Source organism: Flammeovirga pacifica, from assembly GCF_000807855.2.
Classification (GTDB): Bacteria; Bacteroidota; Bacteroidia; order Cytophagales; family Flammeovirgaceae; genus Flammeovirga; species Flammeovirga pacifica.
Map to the genome: position 1 here is coordinate 3,406,902 of NZ_JRYR02000001.1, position 16,854 is coordinate 3,423,755.

At 33.5% G+C, this 16,854-nt stretch carries 10 protein-coding genes; 2 read left to right on the plus strand and 8 right to left on the minus strand.

Annotated features, from left to right (window positions below; all coding sequences use genetic code 11):
• Nucleotides 1-13 precede the first annotated feature (13 nt).
• From NH26_RS13315 to NH26_RS13325, 3 genes are all read right to left on the minus strand, one after another.
• Nucleotides 14-5,395, minus strand: a complete 5,382-nt coding sequence (locus tag NH26_RS13315; protein WP_052432144.1) for an alpha-2-macroglobulin family protein — start codon at nt 5,393-5,395, stop codon at nt 14-16.
• A gap of 101 nt (nt 5,396-5,496) precedes the next feature.
• The gene (porN, locus tag NH26_RS13320) at nt 5,497-6,330 is read right to left on the minus strand and encodes a type IX secretion system ring subunit PorN/GldN (RefSeq protein WP_158021939.1); all 834 of its coding nucleotides are present in this window, start codon (nt 6,328-6,330) and stop codon (nt 5,497-5,499) included.
• Nucleotides 6,331-6,563: 233 nt separating this feature from the next.
• Nucleotides 6,564-8,381 (minus strand): DUF349 domain-containing protein, encoded by a 1,818-nt coding sequence (locus NH26_RS13325; RefSeq protein WP_052432143.1) that lies wholly within the window; start codon nt 8,379-8,381, stop codon nt 6,564-6,566.
• A 489-nt stretch (nt 8,382-8,870) separates the two neighbouring features.
• On the opposite strand from NH26_RS13325, the gene ettA reads away from it, so the two are divergent.
• Together ettA and mutL are read left to right on the plus strand one after the other, a co-directional pair.
• Nucleotides 8,871-10,559 (plus strand): energy-dependent translational throttle protein EttA, encoded by a 1,689-nt coding sequence (ettA, locus tag NH26_RS13330; RefSeq protein WP_044226181.1) that lies wholly within the window; start codon nt 8,871-8,873, stop codon nt 10,557-10,559.
• Nucleotides 10,560-10,678: 119 nt separating this feature from the next.
• Nucleotides 10,679-12,688 carry a DNA mismatch repair endonuclease MutL gene (gene mutL, locus NH26_RS13335; protein WP_044226179.1) on the plus strand — a complete coding sequence of 670 codons (2,010 nt, stop codon included), beginning with the start codon at nt 10,679-10,681 and terminating at the stop codon, nt 12,686-12,688.
• Here mutL and NH26_RS13340 read toward each other — a convergent pair.
• The 5 genes from NH26_RS13340 to NH26_RS13360 all read right to left on the minus strand — a co-directional run bounded on the left by NH26_RS13340 (nt 12,680) and on the right by NH26_RS13360 (nt 16,833).
• The gene (locus tag NH26_RS13340; protein ID WP_044226178.1) at nt 12,680-12,913 is read right to left on the minus strand and encodes a 4a-hydroxytetrahydrobiopterin dehydratase; all 234 of its coding nucleotides are present in this window, start codon (nt 12,911-12,913) and stop codon (nt 12,680-12,682) included. The two genes, mutL and NH26_RS13340, sit on opposite strands and share 9 nt — an antisense overlap.
• A gap of 44 nt (nt 12,914-12,957) precedes the next feature.
• Complete coding sequence (locus NH26_RS13345) at nt 12,958-13,410, minus strand: GNAT family N-acetyltransferase (RefSeq protein ID WP_044226176.1); 453 nt, start codon at nt 13,408-13,410, stop codon at nt 12,958-12,960.
• 78 nt (nt 13,411-13,488) lie between these two features.
• A complete protein-coding gene (purH, locus tag NH26_RS13350) occupies nt 13,489-15,030 on the minus strand; it encodes a bifunctional phosphoribosylaminoimidazolecarboxamide formyltransferase/IMP cyclohydrolase (protein ID WP_044226174.1) in 1,542 nt (513 codons plus the stop codon).
• 141 nt (nt 15,031-15,171) lie between these two features.
• Complete coding sequence (coaE, locus tag NH26_RS13355) at nt 15,172-15,780, minus strand: dephospho-CoA kinase (protein WP_052432142.1); 609 nt, start codon at nt 15,778-15,780, stop codon at nt 15,172-15,174.
• 6 nt (nt 15,781-15,786) lie between these two features.
• Nucleotides 15,787-16,833, minus strand: coding sequence for a YbbR-like domain-containing protein (locus NH26_RS13360; protein WP_044226170.1), 1,047 nt, complete (start codon nt 16,831-16,833; stop codon nt 15,787-15,789).
• Nucleotides 16,834-16,854 lie beyond the last annotated feature (21 nt).

Genomic DNA, 16,854 nt, shown 5'->3' on the forward strand with positions numbered 1-16,854 from the left:
TGTAATTTTGAAATTAATCAACTCTTATTGTTTTTGCTCCATGATATGAGTGGTATGCAGCATTGTACATTGCATCTGCACTTACAGGACCTTGTTTAAAGGTACCTTTACTCACTGCTCTTACAACATAATAGAATTTCTTCTCATTTGCTGTTGCTTTTACAAAAAAGTTCACTCTATCATCTCTAAAATCAACATGTTCAGGATATGCGGATTTATTTTTTGTCCATTTCAAGCCAGGAATATCACCTAAACGAGGGTTTTCAATTTCAAACCCTGCAGGTAACATATCCGTAACTACAACATTTTCAATATCTGATTTAGCAGACTTCAAAGTCACCTCCACAACAATCAAATCATTTTGTTTGAAGCTGTTAGAAAATAATTGTGTCCCAGATCTAGAGTAATAGTTTCTTCTTACCATTAAGCCCTTATCCTCTTCTACATAATTACCTGAATTATTAATTCCTTCTAACTCCCAGAAATAATACATCTCACCACTTCCTTCTGTTTGAATATTTACTTCTTGTCCAACTACATTGTTTGAAGTAATAATCAAATCGTCTCCCATAGTACTTTTAATGGTTTTACCATTCACAACTACTTTAGCAGAAACAGATTGGTTTGCAGCTTTTTTCAACACCTTACCAAGGGCAAGTAATCCAAATGCTCTTTCTTGAGTTGACATATATTTCTCTCCTTTCATAGCTTCAGAAAGCTCTTTAGTTAAAGTACCAATCTGACTATTTTGAGGATCATTTTCGATCATTGAATTTAAAGCTAATGCTAAATCTCTAATGTATGAAGAGAAACTACCGCCAAATTCTTTTTCTGGATTCGTATTTTCAAAAGCTTTTGGTAGTAACAAACGATAGGTCTTTTGATCTCCAACCCTTAAGAAAGCTGATGCTAAAAGATATTGAGATGAAATATCTAAATCCGCTTTATACTTCTTAAAATAATTCATTGATGCAATATCCCTAGAGCCAGATTCAGCAAGGACATACAAAGCATAAATAGATGTTTTATCAAAAACTGTAGTTCTTGTTCTACTACCGTTAGTATAATAGTAATAAGGCTTCTTCCCTTTCTTAGCCCCTAACTTTCCTACATAAGATAGTAATTTACCAAGTACATTTCCATCTACATCGTAGCCTTGTTTTTTCGCCTCAATTAAGAAATGTGCTGCATATACAGAACCATATTCACTTACATATGTACCACCCTGCCAATAAGACAAGCCTCCAGAATACATTTGCATACTTTGTAGCTTTCTAATCGCCTCGTTAATGTTGTAATCTCTTGTACCTTTATTATCTGCTTTGTTAAACTTATCTGCTAATTCTCCTAAATACAATTGAGGGAAGACTGCAGAAGTTGTTTGCTCTACACATCCATAAGGATAACGTATCAAATAACTCAAGTCTTTTGAGAAGCCCACTAAAGGTGATTTAGATAACATCAATTTACCACTAATTGATTCTTTGATATAATCTTCTTTTAAATCCACTTTCACAGATTGTCCACCTTTAATAATGCCATTACCATCCGATTTCAACAAACCTGTCGATGGTCTCACATTGATATTTGTAGATGATATAAACTCTTCATTTTGAGCTTTAGCAGTCACTGTTACTTTACCTTCTCCTACTGTGTTTTGTGCCTTTAACTTAAATGTTAACTGCTTTTCTGAATTAGCAGGAATACTTACTGATGAGAATTGCGTCTTATCTACCTCTAAAGCACCCTCTATTTTAATATTAGTAGTTACCGTAAGTGGCTTTTCTGTTGTATTGGTTAATGTAATACTCGCATCATTTTCATCAGAAGGGCTTAAGAAACGAGGTAAAGCAGTACTCATTACCAAAGGATCTCGTACTTTCATAGCCTTATCTGCACTACCAAAAGCATTCCCTTTAGAAGCCACTGCCATTACTCTTAGTTCTCCTGAAAACTCTGGAATATCAAAAGTATATTTTACCTTACCCTGATGATCTGTTTTTAGAGTACCCGACCAATACGATAACAATTTTACACGATTATTTACCATTGGATTGGCTCTCGCTCCCAAATTAGCCATATCAGAACCAAAACTATTGGCTTGTTTCTTAAACTGCATCACTTTCGGATACAAATCAAAAGTACTTACTTGTAAGGCTCTATTTTGATAAAAATACCCTAATGGATCTGGAGTTTTATAGTTTTTAATCTGTAAAATTCCTTCATCAACTACTGCTACAGTTATTTCAACATCTTTCTCTTTCTGTTGTGTTTGAACCTCTACAGTTTGCCTTGTTCTAGATCTACTGACCTCAGTAGCTTTAATTTCTAGCTGAAGATCTCTTTCAATACTGTTTACTTTTATCGATTTAAAACCATGTGCTACTGTAAGTGGCAATTCATTATCTTTTGCTCCTTTTATTAAAGTAGCTGTAACGAATATATTGGGTAAATGCTCTTCTTTGATAGGAATTTCTAAAGAAGCCATTCTATTATTTGTCTCAATTACTTGATGAGAAATGACTTCATCTTTTTCAATTGTCACTAATAATTTACCAGCAAATGGTGTCTTAAATACTATTTTAGCCTTTTCGCCAACTACATAAGAATCATTTTCTGGTTCAATGATTACTCTTCCTTCTTTATCTACTTCAAAAGCTGTACTTGATACATCTCCCCAACCATAAGCATAATAATTCATACTTGTATAGGTACTAGCACCCGGAATAGAAACTTTCAATTCATATTCACCAGACACCTTAGGGAAGAAAGTATATTTAGAATTGCTTCCTAATTTCATCTTTTTAGATTCCACTAAGATTTCTTTATATCTAGAGACATATCTATAACGGTTATTATACGACCTTTCCATAGCTGAGTGCCATTCATAACGGTACAATTTAACCTCTACTTCTGCATTGTTTACTTTTTTCTGATTGGCATCTATTGCAACTAATGGAACATCTATATTAGATCTTGTTTTTACATAATGTTCACCGTACTTAATACCAATGTAATAAGGTTGTGTAGAAACATTTGCCTTATTTAATCTTCTAACGGGTCTACCTGTTTCATCAAAAGCAGTTGTGTATACTTTTGCTTTTAGTAAACCGCTATTTTTTAAATATTTTGGAAGGTCGAAAGATTCTGAAAATTTACCCTCTGCGTCTGTTTTACCTGTTCTTAAATGATCGTCTAAATGAAGTGAAATTTTGCCTTCAATATTAAACTTATAGTCATTAAAATCTTTTGCTACCATATTTATCCTTGATAAGGATAAATCCACTTCATAATTTCTATTTGCTGCTGGAGGGCCAAACATATTTAGCACTGTTGATGAGGTGTTCAACTTTTCAGATACTTCATAAGTTTGTTTATTTAATGTAGCGTTCACCTTAATCCTATCAGGCATAAACTCTTCTACACTAATTTTTTTTGATGATAAAATGATATTATTACCTGTTGCTACCTCAATACTGTAACTACCCGTTACAGATGCATCCATTAATTGAACATTACCTTCAAAAGAGCCTTCATCATTTAGCTGCGCTCTTTCTGATTTTAATAAATTTCCATCCGGCAAATAAATATTGACATTGATAGGTTGTTTAACTACTTCCCAATTGTCCGTTCTTACAATGGTTTTATAGTAGAGTATTTCACCTGGTCGGTATAAATTTCTATCTCCATACAAAAAGGCCATTAAATTTGATGTATTAGAGTATCTTCCTCCAACATCATATCTTGAAGTAGAAATTCTAGATTGCATGAAACTCATGTAATTGAAATCTTCACCTTGATCAGCATAAAGCATTTCAATATCAAACCCTTTTACATTTTTATCTAGATCTTTAAAATTTGCTACACCTTTCCCATCTGTAGATAAAGAATATACTTCTTGGTTGTTTTGAGAAACTAAAGTGACTTTCACATTGGATAAAGGAGAGGCATCTGCAATAGAATTGGCATAGATCAATAAAGAGTTCTTCCCTTTTTTAGCAATTAGGCCAATATCAGATATTGAAATCATTTTACGAGCCAACAAATACCTTTTGCTAGAACTTCTAACTTCTACAACATAAACTCCTTTAAATTTACTTTCATCTAGAAAATCTAATGATAACGACTTTATATGTCCACTAGACTTCATACCACTTACAGACACGTTATGATTAGAAAATACTTTATCGCCTAGCTTTCTAAATTTTGGACCATAATATGAATATGAGCTTTCAGAATATAGGTTGTTATCATCAAAATAAGAGTATAAGTTATTTTTGTAAATCTTATACACATCAATATCAACATTACGAACATTGACAATTTTTAGGTCAATTGCTTTTTCACTTTTCGGCGACATGTACAATGACTTCTTATCAACAAAAGAAATTACTGGATCCACTTCACCGAAAACAACAGTTCTTTTTACCTGCTCTTTTAAAGACGTATTAAAAATACCTTTTATGCCTTTTTTAAGTGTAACCGTATAGTTATACCCTAACTTAAAATTACCTTTTAACTGTATACCTTCATTTAATTTTTCTACTTCAAAGCTAACTCTAGGTAAAATTAAAATATTCGATTTGATATTCTCTACCACTAATTCTTGATTGGTTTTTATGATGATACTCATCTCATCACCATCAATATTAGTATCAACATTGTTAATTTTTAACTCATCTACTTGAGGTATAAAGCTTGATGACGCTAATTCGTAATCCGTTTTTATATTCTTAGTAATACCAACGCCTTTTTTTATTTCTATATGTAACGGCTGATTTTTTGTTTCTGGAGATACTCCTTTCAACTTAAACTGAACCTCATTTGATTTACCAGAGGTCAGTAATTCCGTTTCAATTTTTTTCCCTTCTTTAGATTTTACTGTTAGTTGTTGATGTACACTTTCAGGATCAATCATAAAATTAAAATTAAGGATTAAGGTAGGGATTGGCTTACCTTGTAAACGATTCGTCCATCGTCCTAGAGATTCCTCGATTTTTAGTTTAGGGGTAGCAAAAGAATATTTTAATTCATCATTATTTAGGTGAATACCTTCTTTAGCTAAAGCTTCTTTTGATAGTGTTAATGAATATGATGTACTTGGTTCAAAACCTTGTTCAGGAGAAAAGACCAAAGTATTTCGTGCAGTCCATTTGTATTGACCTTTTACTTCTGGAGTAATTTGATAATACCCCATTTGCTGATCTAACCATTCATTGGTTTTATCCTCTAGAATACTCTCTCTAAAAGTGAAAGATATATTTTGTTTTAATGATATTTCATCCAAAAAATTTCTGAACCCCACATTCTTACTACTGTCAGAATTAGAAGTTGTATCACATGAAATTAAAAAAGACAAAAAAGTAAAAATGATTAAAAAGGTAAGTTTTTTCATTGTTAGCTTATAAGTATGTATGACATTATGGAATGTAAATTACAAAAAAAGGTCATACCTTTAATAAGATATGACCATATATATATTGAATGTTTTATTATCTAATACTCCCAAAGAAGAGCTTCGTATTCCATTAACTTGTATACAGCTTCTTGAGATTGATATAAAGACCTTCTATCATTACCATACATCATGATAATTGAATTGTCTTGAGGGTTTTCAAATTTTATTAGCCTTCCGTCCCATAACTCTAGAGCGAAAGCTTCACCTAAGTTTCTATGCTGGGCAGGGTTAACACCATTATACCAAATAGCATCTGGGTCATTTACTAAACTACCATCTTCTGCTTTGGCATGGAATACTTTATCATTTAATTCTCTGAAAGAGAAAGAACCTAAAACAATATCAATTCCTTTTGGATTCTCTTGAGCAGGAATAATTAAATTCACTGCAACAAGGTCATTATACATTTTAGATCTTCTTTTATCAAAAATTCTATCCACTTTTAATTCGATAACCCATAGTCTTGTAGGATCATATTCATCACCTGGCTTTTGACCATCATTCTTTTTGATAGTAATTCCATTCACATCTCCCCAAGCTGCGTCATCATCTTCATATTCATCTTCACTATTAACTGTTTGAGGAATAATAAGACGTTTCAGAAAATCTTCTTTTGTTATTCTGATATCTAATGAGTCACTAGAATAAGGTATTATTTTATCATTTTTGACTGCATCAATAATGACACGAGTTACCTCATGATTTCTAGCAAAAAAACCATTATTAATTTTTGTACCCAAGTTCACTCTATACCAAAGAGATTTTTTCCACATCATTTCATAATTCTGAATATTCATCATGGAATGTGGATTACTTAATGTATCTGCCATTTGAGCATTTACTTGTACTGTCACGGCTAAAATTAGGCTCAAAAAAAGAATCTTAAATCTATTAATATTTTTCATTTTGGTAGTGTATCATGAAATTTAAGCAACTCAAAAAATTAATATTAAAATATCATGCCATAAATTTCATTATGTATTTTGATGGACTAATATGGTAGGTCTATTTAATTTACTGATTGTAAAGATAGTAAGGTTTGTTCTGTATAAAAAAAGGTACTCTGGAAATTATCCAAAGTACCTTTTTTAAATTGTGATTAAGCTTACATAGCTAATAACTTATCCTCTAATTTCTTAAGGATACGTTGTTTTGTTTTCAACTTATTCACGTAGTTATTTCTTTCTTGGTACAAGGCATAATTCTCAGAATTTTGCTCTGCTGCTGCAGAAGAAAGAATAGAAGAGTATTTTGCATTGAATTCAAATAAATCTTGCTCATCCTTACGGATTGATTCTCTCAAGATGTCTAATTTTACTTTCAATTGCTCAAAATCAGATAAGCTATACAAATCTGGCTCTTCATTCTTTGCAGTGCGCTCTAAGAAGTGAGATTCGAAGATTTCGTTACAAACGATACGGAATCTTAAGTTCATCTCTTTGTCTTCTTGAGAAGGCTCTTTACCTAGTGATTTCCAACCATTTTGTAATTGCTTAATGTTAGCAATGTTGAATGGAGCTCCGTCGCTTAAGTAAGTTTCTGCTGTATCTAATAGATCCTTCTTAGACTGTAATGGTGTCTTTGAAGGAGACATTTCTCTAGTGCTGTAAGCTGGACGATCTTGACCATAGCTTTCACGTTGCTGATAGTTACCACGTTGTTGGTAACCTCCGCCACCACCTTGTTGGCTATATCCGCCACCGCTTTGTTGATCATAACCACTACGTTGAGGTCTATCACCATAGCCACCACGTTGAGGTCTATCACCGTAACCGCCACGTTGTTGTTGGCCTCCGCCATAACCACCACGATCTTGTTGACCATAACCACCACGTTGTTGTTGGCCTCCGCCATAACCACCACGTTGTTGGCCTCCACCATAGCCACCACGATCTTGTTGACCGTAACCACCACGTTGTTGGCCTCCGCCATAACCACCACGATCTTGTTGACCGTAACCGCCACCACGTTGCTGACCGTAACCGCCACCACCACGTTGCTGACCGTAACCGCCGCCACCGCGTTGCTGACCGTAACCGCCACCACCACGTTGCTGACCGTAACCGCCACCGCCACGTTGCTGACCGTAACCACCGCCACCGCGTTGTTGACCGTAACCACCACCTTGGCCACCATTTAGTGTACCAAAGAATTTAGCAGTTTCACGTTTGAAGTCACTACCAATGAATCCCATTTTTCTTTTAGGAACCATAGGTACATTTCTCCAATCGTCTTGTATTTTCTTAACGTCATCTACGAATTCTTGACCACCACCATTTCTGTTGATACGTCTTACTTTAATTAATAAAGCTTCGTATTGATCGATACTTTGTTCGTGTAATTCGTTTTGTTCTGCATAGAATGCTGTTCTACTTTGGTAGAATTCATCCATTGCAGCATTAAACTTCTCTGAAAGATCCTCTTCAATTTCTTTTAGAGCTGAACCAGTTTTAATCCAGTTCATTTTAATGTCTTTGAAACGTAGAGAAGCTTCTTTCCAATCAGTACTACCTTTCCACTCTTCAGCTTCTTTTAGTAATGCTTGCTTAATTTCTAAATTTTTATCTCTGTTTACAGCAATATATTCATTGATTTCATCTTCTAAAACATTGATGATTTCATATAATTCTGTAAAGTCTCCTAAACCATTGAAAGAAGCAAGATAAGTTCTCATGTGAATCAGCTTCATCAAGAAAGAACCTTTGTTCTCAGCTGTTTTTACAGCCTCTTGAACAGCCAATACTTTCTCTGTTACCATTTTAAAACGGTCGACAAAATATTGTAAACTTTCTTCGTTACTTTCTCTAACTACACCGATTTCTCTGTCTTGGAAGTGGTAATATCCTCTTAAAAATACTTTACCATCTTGTACATAGCCGTACTCTGTTATTTCCTTGTGCTCGATAATTTGGGAATCTGACATCGCTATTTTTTTGCTTGTTTGATTTTTAAATGATAATAAAAGCTGTTGATTAATTATTAAACTAAATTGGTGAAGGATTATCTTTAATAATAGGGCAATCAACGACCTGCCATATTAATTATTAAATGATCAACTTTTAAATAAATGTATGATCAATAGTTGTGATAGTCTCTTTCAAACCTAATATAATGTTAATGATTATTAATACTTATATAATTTGGTACAACAATAAAATCTATAGATTCTAATATTTTAATGATTAATACTTTGTTCTTGTACAAACTAAATGGATGTTAACAACATTCATCAACGAGTAGCCCATTAGTTTTTATTCAATAAAGTTATGAATTAGTATGCAAAATGCTATGATACTTTGTGTTTTGCAAATTTTTATTGATTAAATACAGGTAAATTATTAGTATTTAAACATTTCTATCATTTACATTTACGTATTAAGAAGAAATAAAGTTCAAATTATCATTAAATTGTATGAGTAACAACAACGAAACCATCATCTTTTCGATGGCTGGAGTCTCTAAAGTATACCCTCCCAATAAACAAGTATTAAAGAATATCTACCTGTCTTTCTTTTATGGAGCTAAGATTGGTGTTTTAGGTTTAAACGGTTCAGGTAAATCTTCTCTTTTAAAAATTATTGCAGGTGTAGATAAAGAATACCGTGGAGAAGTCGTTTTTTCTGATGGATATAGTATTGGTTATCTTGAACAAGAGCCTCAATTAGATCCTGAAAAAACCGTGAAAGAAATTGTTCAAGAAGGTGCTCAAGAGACCGTTGATCTTTTACAAGAATTTGAAGAAATAAATTTAAAATTTGCTGAACCTGAGATACTTGAAGATCCTGACGCAATGAACAAACTCATTGAAAGACAAGGAGAAGTTCAAGAAAAGTTAGACCACTTAGATGCTTGGGAATTAGATAGCAAATTAGAACGAGCAATGGACGCCCTTCGTTGTCCTCCTGAAGATCAAAAAATTGGTGTTTTATCAGGTGGAGAAAAACGTAGAGTTGCATTGTGTAGATTATTATTACAAGCTCCTGACGTTCTTTTATTAGACGAACCAACCAACCACTTGGATGCCGAATCAGTATTCTGGTTAGAGCAACATTTACAACAATATCAAGGTACTGTTATTGCCGTAACTCACGACCGTTACTTCCTCGATAATGTTGCTGGATGGATTCTTGAATTAGACCGTGGTGAAGGGATTCCTTGGAAAGGTAATTACTCTTCTTGGTTAGATCAAAAACAAAAGCGTTTAGCTCAAGAAGATAAGAAAGAAAGTAAACGTCAGAAGACTTTAGAAAGAGAGTTGGAATGGATTAAAATGTCGCCAAAAGGTAGACATGCAAAACAAAAAGCCAGACTTAATTCTTACGAAAACTTATTAAATGAGGAAGCTAAGGAAAAAGAACAACAATTAGAGCTTTATATTCCTGCTGGTCCTCGTTTAGGTGGTAAAGTAATTGAAGCCAAAGATGTTACCATGTCATTTGGTGATAAAGTTTTATACGAAAACTTAAACTTTACTCTTCCTCCAGCTGGTATTGTAGGTATTGTTGGACCAAACGGTGCTGGTAAAACAACCCTTTTCAAATTAATTACAGGGCAATTAGCTCCTCAAAATGGTACATTTGATGTAGGTGATACAGTTGAAATTGGTTACATAGATCAAGAACATGCACTCATGGATCCTAACAAAACTGTTTGGGAAACTATCTCTGAAGGGAATGAGTTAATGGAGATTGGCGGAAAACAAGTCAACTCAAGATCTTATGTTTCTAAATTTAATTTTGCTGGGAACGATCAATCTAAAAAAGTAAGTGATTTATCTGGTGGTATGAGAAACCGTGTGCAATTAGCTATGACGCTAAAAGCAGGTTCTAACCTTTTACTTCTTGATGAACCAACCAACGACTTGGATGTAAATACTATGAGAGCTTTGGAAGAAGCACTTGAAAACTTTGCGGGTTGTGCAGTTATTATTTCTCACGACCGTTGGTTCTTGGATCGTTTAGCAACTCACCTTTTAGTATTTGAAGGAGATTCTAAAGTGAGATATTTTGAAGGTAACTTCTCAGAATACGAAGCGAAGAGAAAAGAGGAAGTTGGTGATATTACACCAAAAAGATTGAAATATAAGAAACTGATGAAATAGATTTCTTGTTAAACTTACAAAAGATGCTTCGATTACACTTCATTAGTGTTCGAAGCATTTTTTTTCCTCCAAAAAGACTTTATTTTTGTAACTAGAAAAGTGTTTCTAAAAAAGTTTATATGCAAGACGTCATTCGTTTATTACCTGAATCATTAGCTAATCAAATCGCTGCCGGCGAAGTGGTACAAAGACCTGCCTCTGTTGTAAAGGAGTTGGTAGAAAATGCCATCGATGCTGGAAGTAAATCCATTGTGCTTTCTGTCAAGGATGCAGGAAAAACTATTGTTCAAGTAATTGATAACGGATGTGGTATGTCAGAGACTGACGTACGTATGAGTTTTGAAAGACATGCGACTTCAAAAATCCAACAATCAAATGATTTGTTTAATATCAATACTTTTGGATTTAGAGGTGAAGCCCTTGCTTCTATTGCTGCTGTAGCTCAAGTAAGTGTAAAAACAAAAAGAGAAAATGATGAATTAGGTACTCTTTTAGAAATTGAAGGTTCTGAAATTAAAAATCAAGAGCCCATTCAATGTAAAAATGGAACTACCTTTTCTATTAAAAACCTTTTCTACAATATACCTGCAAGAAGAAAATTTCTTAAATCCAATCCTGTAGAATTAAAACATATCATCGATGAATTTCAGCGTGTCGCTCTAGCCAACCCTGAGATATCCATGACTATGATTTCTGATGATAAGGAATTATACAACTTAAGAGCAGGTAATCTTGCCAAAAGAATTGTTCAAATGTTTGGTAGATCATACCAAGAACAATTGTATCCATGTCAAGAAGACATTGATGTAATCAAAGTAAAAGGATACATTGGTAAACCTGAAAACGCTAAAAAGACAAGAGGAGAGCAATTCTTTTTTGTAAATGGTAGATATATCAAACACTCTGCATTAAATCATGCAATAATGAGTGCTTATGATGGAATTTTACCAGACAACAGTTTTCCTTTTTATCTCTTATACATAGAATGTGATCCAGCAGATGTAGATGTAAATGTTCATCCTACAAAAACAGAAGTAAAATTTGCTGATGAAAGAACAACATACGCAATTGTTAGTGCTGCTGTAAAACAAGCATTGGCAAGCTATGGAATAACACCTTCCATTGATTTTGGCATTGATGTCAACTTTGCCAAAGACCGTTCAACTCATTCTATTCCTTCTTCAATGATGCCTCCTTCTGAGGATCAGCTGACCTCTAATGTACCTGATATTCCTAACGTATCTTCTAATGGTACGTTTACCAATACAAATTCTCAAGAGAAAGAAGTTGGAGATTTCTCAATTAATGTTCCTTTTGAAGGTGATGATACCTCTTCAGATGATTTTGTAAAAATATCATCTAAGATAAACTCATGGGAGGACTCTCCTTCTGATTCTAATTCTTCAGATTTTTCATCATGGAACCCTATCGAAAATCCATCATCGGCTAATAACTTTTCTTCTATGGACAATGAAAGTGAATCTATCACTTTTAGTTCTAGAGCGAATGATTTGACTGAAGCTACAACGACTACTATAAAAGATGATAGCGTTCCTTCAGACAATGTTATTCCTATACAGATTCATCATAAATACATTATGTATCAAGTGAAATCTGGATTAATGCTGATGGATCAAGAAGCTGCTCATGAAAGAATTTTATATGAAAAATTCTTGAACCAAATGGAGAATAGTACAGGTGTTTCTCAGCAATTACTTTTCCCTAAGAAAGTAACGTTAAACCTTGCTGACTTCACTATATTCACCGAGTACAGTCAAGAAATAGCAGCCTTAGGTTTTGGTTTTCAATTAGAAGATAACCACTCGATCTTAATTAAAGGAGTTCCCACTTTAATTCAAGGTAATGATGAACAAGAAATTATTGAAGAGTTAATCGAACAGCTAAAGTATAACAAAGAAGAGCTTCGTATTTCTGCCAATGAAAACATCGCTCGTTCATTAGCCAAAAGAGCAAGTATAAAAAGCGGACAAATTTTAGAGCTTCAAGAAATGAAATCTATGATAGAACAACTGTTTTCTTGTTCTTCGCCTAACTATACTCCAGACGGCAAGAAAACAATTGTCTTAATGGATTATGCTCAAATTGAAGGACTTTTTAATTTAAGATAGTAAAGCATCTATCGCTTCTGCTAGTTTCCTATCCTTTTCAGTGATTATATTACCCGCATCATGAGTTGTAAGAGCAATCTCAACTGTATTCCACACATTAGACCAATTGGGGTGGTGCTGATGTTGTTCCGCTAAAAACGCTACTCTTGTCATAAAAGCAAACGCTTCAGAAAAATCTTTAAAAGTAAATGTCTTTTTAAGTTGATTGTTATCTTCTTTCCACATAATCATTAGTATTTTATTGGTTGATGATTTTTTATAACTAGAGTTTAATTGAATTTCTTTTCAAAACACTTACTCTCTTCTACTCCTTGATATTGCCCATAGTTACTTATCAATTCATAGTTGTTTTTTTGATATAATCTGATTGCTTCTGGCTGTTTGATACCAGTTTCAAGAATACATTTCTGATAACCCAATTCTTTGGTCCATTGTTCTAATTCTTGTAATGTTTTTGTAGCGATCCCTTTTCCTCTAGACTCAAGTAAAGTAAACATTCTTTTTACTTCCATGGTATTGTCATCGTAAGGTTTAATTGCCCCACAACTTACAGCTACATTATTATCGTAAATTATAACAACATGTTTTATTTTATCTAAAGTATTGAATTGGGCATAAAAAGCATGATCCTCCCCATCCCTCTTAGCTAATTCTTGATCAAGAAGCTTTACTAAAGCAATAAAGTCTTTATTTTCTGAATTGGTTCTTTTGATGTTAATCATAAGTTAGTTGTTGAATTTTGAGATAAAAAAAGCCGACACCCTAAGGTATCGGCTTCAAATATATAAAATATCTATATTTTAGTGCTTAAAGTGACGAACTCCTGTCATCACCATTGCAACACCATTATTGTTACAGAAATCTACTGATTCTTGATCTTTGATTGATCCACCTGGCTGAATAACAGCTTCGATACCTTCTTTTTGTGCTAATTCCACACAATCTGGGAATGGGAAGAATGCATCAGATGCCATTACTGCTTCTGATAAATCAAAACCAAAACTCTTTGCTTTTGCAATAGCTTGATTTAAAGCGTCTACTCTTGATGTTTGTCCAACACCACTTGCAAACAATTGTCCATCCTTAGCTAAAACGATAGCGTTTGATTTTGTGTGCTTACAAATTTTATTCGCAAACAATAAAGCATTGATTTGAGAATCTGAAGGAGCTTTCTCTGTAGCTACAGTCAAATCTGTTGCTGTCTCAGTTTTCAAGTCTTTATCTTGAACTAAAACACCATTCAATAAAGATTTGTATTGAACAGAACCTGTAGAAAGTTCTTTTCTATTTAAGATGATTCTATTTTTCTTACCTTTTAATACTTCTAAAGCATCAGCATCAAAACCTGGAGCAATTACTACTTCACAGAATAATTTATGAATTTCTTCTGCAGCACCTAATGTAATTGGTTGGTTGGCAATCAATACTCCACCAAAGGCAGAAACAGGATCACAAGCCAAAGCTTTTACGTAAGCATCTTTGATGTCCGATCCTAAAGCAACACCACAAGCATTTGTATGCTTAAGGATAGCAAAAGCAGCTCCATCAGTAGCAGGGAATTCATCAATTAAGTTTACAGCTGCATCTACATCAACTAAGTTGTTGTAAGAAACATCTTTACCATGTAACTGATCAAACATTTCTGAAAGATCTCCATAGAATTTACCGTTTTGATGAGGGTTTTCGCCATAACGCATCGCTTTAGCTGAACGTTCTGACACTTTGAATGCAGGAATTTCTTCTTCTTCTTTAGCAACTACACTATTAAAGTAGTCGAAGATTTTAGAATCATAATGAGAAGAAATATCAAATGCTTTTGCAGCAAAACGCATACGATCTTTAAGGTCTGTTGCACCATTCTTTTCTTTAAGAATAGAAGCTACGTCATCGTATTGTTCTCTTGACGATACAATTAAAGTATCTTTGTAGTTTTTAGCGGCTGCACGAATTAGAGAAATACCTCCAATATCTACTTTTTCTACGATAGCTTGATGTTCAGCATCAGAAGCTACTGTTTCTTCAAATGGATACAGGTCTACAATTACAAGGTCGATATTAGGAATACCAAACTCTGCAATTTGTGCTTGATCTTGTTCGTTGTCTCCTCTGTTAAGGATACCACCAAAAATTTTAGGATGAAGTGTCTTTACTCTACCTCCAAGGATTGAAGGGTAAGACGTCAAGTCTTCAACAGCCGTTACTTCGGCTCCTAGTTCTTCTATAAAACTCTGCGTTCCACCTGTAGAATAGATAGTTACGCCATTCTCTTGAAGGAGTTTTACAATTGGCGCTAGATTGTCTTTGTAAAAAACCGAAATTAAAGCTGATTCAACCTTTTTCATATGAGTGATAATCTTTGTTTGTTTGATTATCCGGCAAAACTAATCATTTCGGTTAAAAAAGTGACTACTTTAATAAAAAAAGGTCAAAGTAATCTATGAATAGGTTTTATTTATCACCTATTCACAGAAAATAATAATCAATTAACTTTTAGATACAAGAGAATTCATTTCAGAAAACTGCCTATGCAATTCAATTACTTGAGGTATAATAAGTTTAGAATCATCATTACTAACAAAGTAATCTCCAAGAACAGAAAGTTCTTCTTCCTTCCTCTGTTTATTAATGATTTCTTCAATTTGTTGTTTTGGCCTTTTATCTCTTTCCAAAACTCTTTTTATTCGGTCTTCATAAGGGGCCTTAACAACAATTACTTTATCCAGTTCTTTGTAATGGTCATTGGTAAACATTAAAGCAGCTTCTTTAATAATGTAATCGTTTTTCCTTAATTGGATTTCAACCCAATCGTTATAGTGCTTCCTTACTTTAGGGTGAACGATCTCGTTCATCATTTGTAATTTACTTTCGTCTGTAAATATTTGTGTTGCTAAATACTTACGGTTTAACATTCCATTGGGAAAGTACGATTGCTTTCCAAAATTGGTAGTGACGAGTTCAATGATTTCGGGGTCCTCCACCATTAACATTTTAGCGGAATTATCGGCATTGTAAATTGGAACACCTAATACTTTGAATAGTCTGCAGATGTAACTTTTACCAGCACCAATTCCTCCTGTGATGCCTACTTGCATAATTATTTAATTTTTGTTTTTGAGTACCCTTAACTTTTGGGGCGATAGTATGATATTTTCGTAATAATCGTTGTCTATAAACACCTTAGGTGTTACAGTAGAGTCATTCCAGTCTATATCCTTGTAATCAATAATTACAGGTATAGTATCTACACTGTTAATCAGATCCTCTCTGATAACGTAACTAATATACACATCTTCAGTTTCTAATAAAAATAAAGGATCATTAGATTTACCTCCATCAGGGAAATTTACTTTATAAATTTTAGTTTTTTCTGTTGATGAGATAAAATAATAAACATCAAAAGAAACTTTCACCTCATCATATTGAGAGAATACTAAACTGTTATTAAACTTAGATGGGACACGTACAGGAATGTATTCATTCAAATTTTCTGCGATAGGTTCAGAATCTTCAGAAGATAAAATTAATTTATCCGGGAATTGATTTAATTCTGTTGTTGGTCCTCTAAATATGATACTATCAGGGTATACTTTAATTGGCCCGACTCTTCTATATCCATTTTGGTAAACAAAAGAACTAGTATCAATTTCTACTGCTATCTTACGATTAGTAAGTGTATCATAATTAAATGCTAATGTATCTTCAAGAATGTAGTTAACCTTTAAACCCTTTAAAACTTGAGAAAGTTCTTTTAATAAAACTTTCCCTGCTAAATATTTTACTTCTACAGGGTCTTCAAGATTGATATTCAATTTAGAATTACCAATACCTAAAGATTTACTTAATAACGTCCAACCATTGCCAGAAGCGTTGACACTGACATGATTTGGAGGTTCTTTAAGGGCTACTACATTTTCATCTTTGATTTTTACTTTTACAGGAATTTCAATCGTTGATGTATGGTCTTCATTTAAAGAATGAAAAATCCAAAAAATAAAAGCTGTCAAGAAACAAATGGTCATGGCACTCCAATCCCATTTTTTCATATCCTTTGCAAAAGAACTGTTCTTTGTTCTATTATCGAACTGTTCTTTTAACCACTTAACAAGTAGTTTTAGGTTGGGCATATGATAATTTCTATTTGGCATATATTTCTTTTAATGCATTAC

Bases quoted from the DNA above. Each gene is read 5' to 3' on its own strand.
- NH26_RS13325 (WP_052432143.1), bottom strand. From the start codon at position 8,381: ATGTCAGATTCCCAAATTATCGAGCACAAGGAAATAACAGAGTACGGC.
- ettA (WP_044226181.1), top strand. From the start codon at position 8,871: ATGAGTAACAACAACGAAACCATCATCTTTTCGATGGCTGGAGTCTCT.
- purH (WP_044226174.1), bottom strand. From the start codon at position 15,030: ATGAAAAAGGTTGAATCAGCTTTAATTTCGGTTTTTTACAAAGACAAT.
- NH26_RS13340 (WP_044226178.1), bottom strand. From the start codon at position 12,913: ATGTGGAAAGAAGATAACAATCAACTTAAAAAGACATTTACTTTTAAA.
- NH26_RS13345 (WP_044226176.1), bottom strand. From the start codon at position 13,410: ATGATTAACATCAAAAGAACCAATTCAGAAAATAAAGACTTTATTGCT.
- mutL (WP_044226179.1), top strand. From the start codon at position 10,679: ATGCAAGACGTCATTCGTTTATTACCTGAATCATTAGCTAATCAAATC.
- coaE (WP_052432142.1), bottom strand. From the start codon at position 15,780: ATGCAAGTAGGCATCACAGGAGGAATTGGTGCTGGTAAAAGTTACATC.
- NH26_RS13315 (WP_052432144.1), bottom strand. From the start codon at position 5,395: ATGAAAAAACTTACCTTTTTAATCATTTTTACTTTTTTGTCTTTTTTA.
- NH26_RS13360 (WP_044226170.1), bottom strand. From the start codon at position 16,833: ATGCCAAATAGAAATTATCATATGCCCAACCTAAAACTACTTGTTAAG.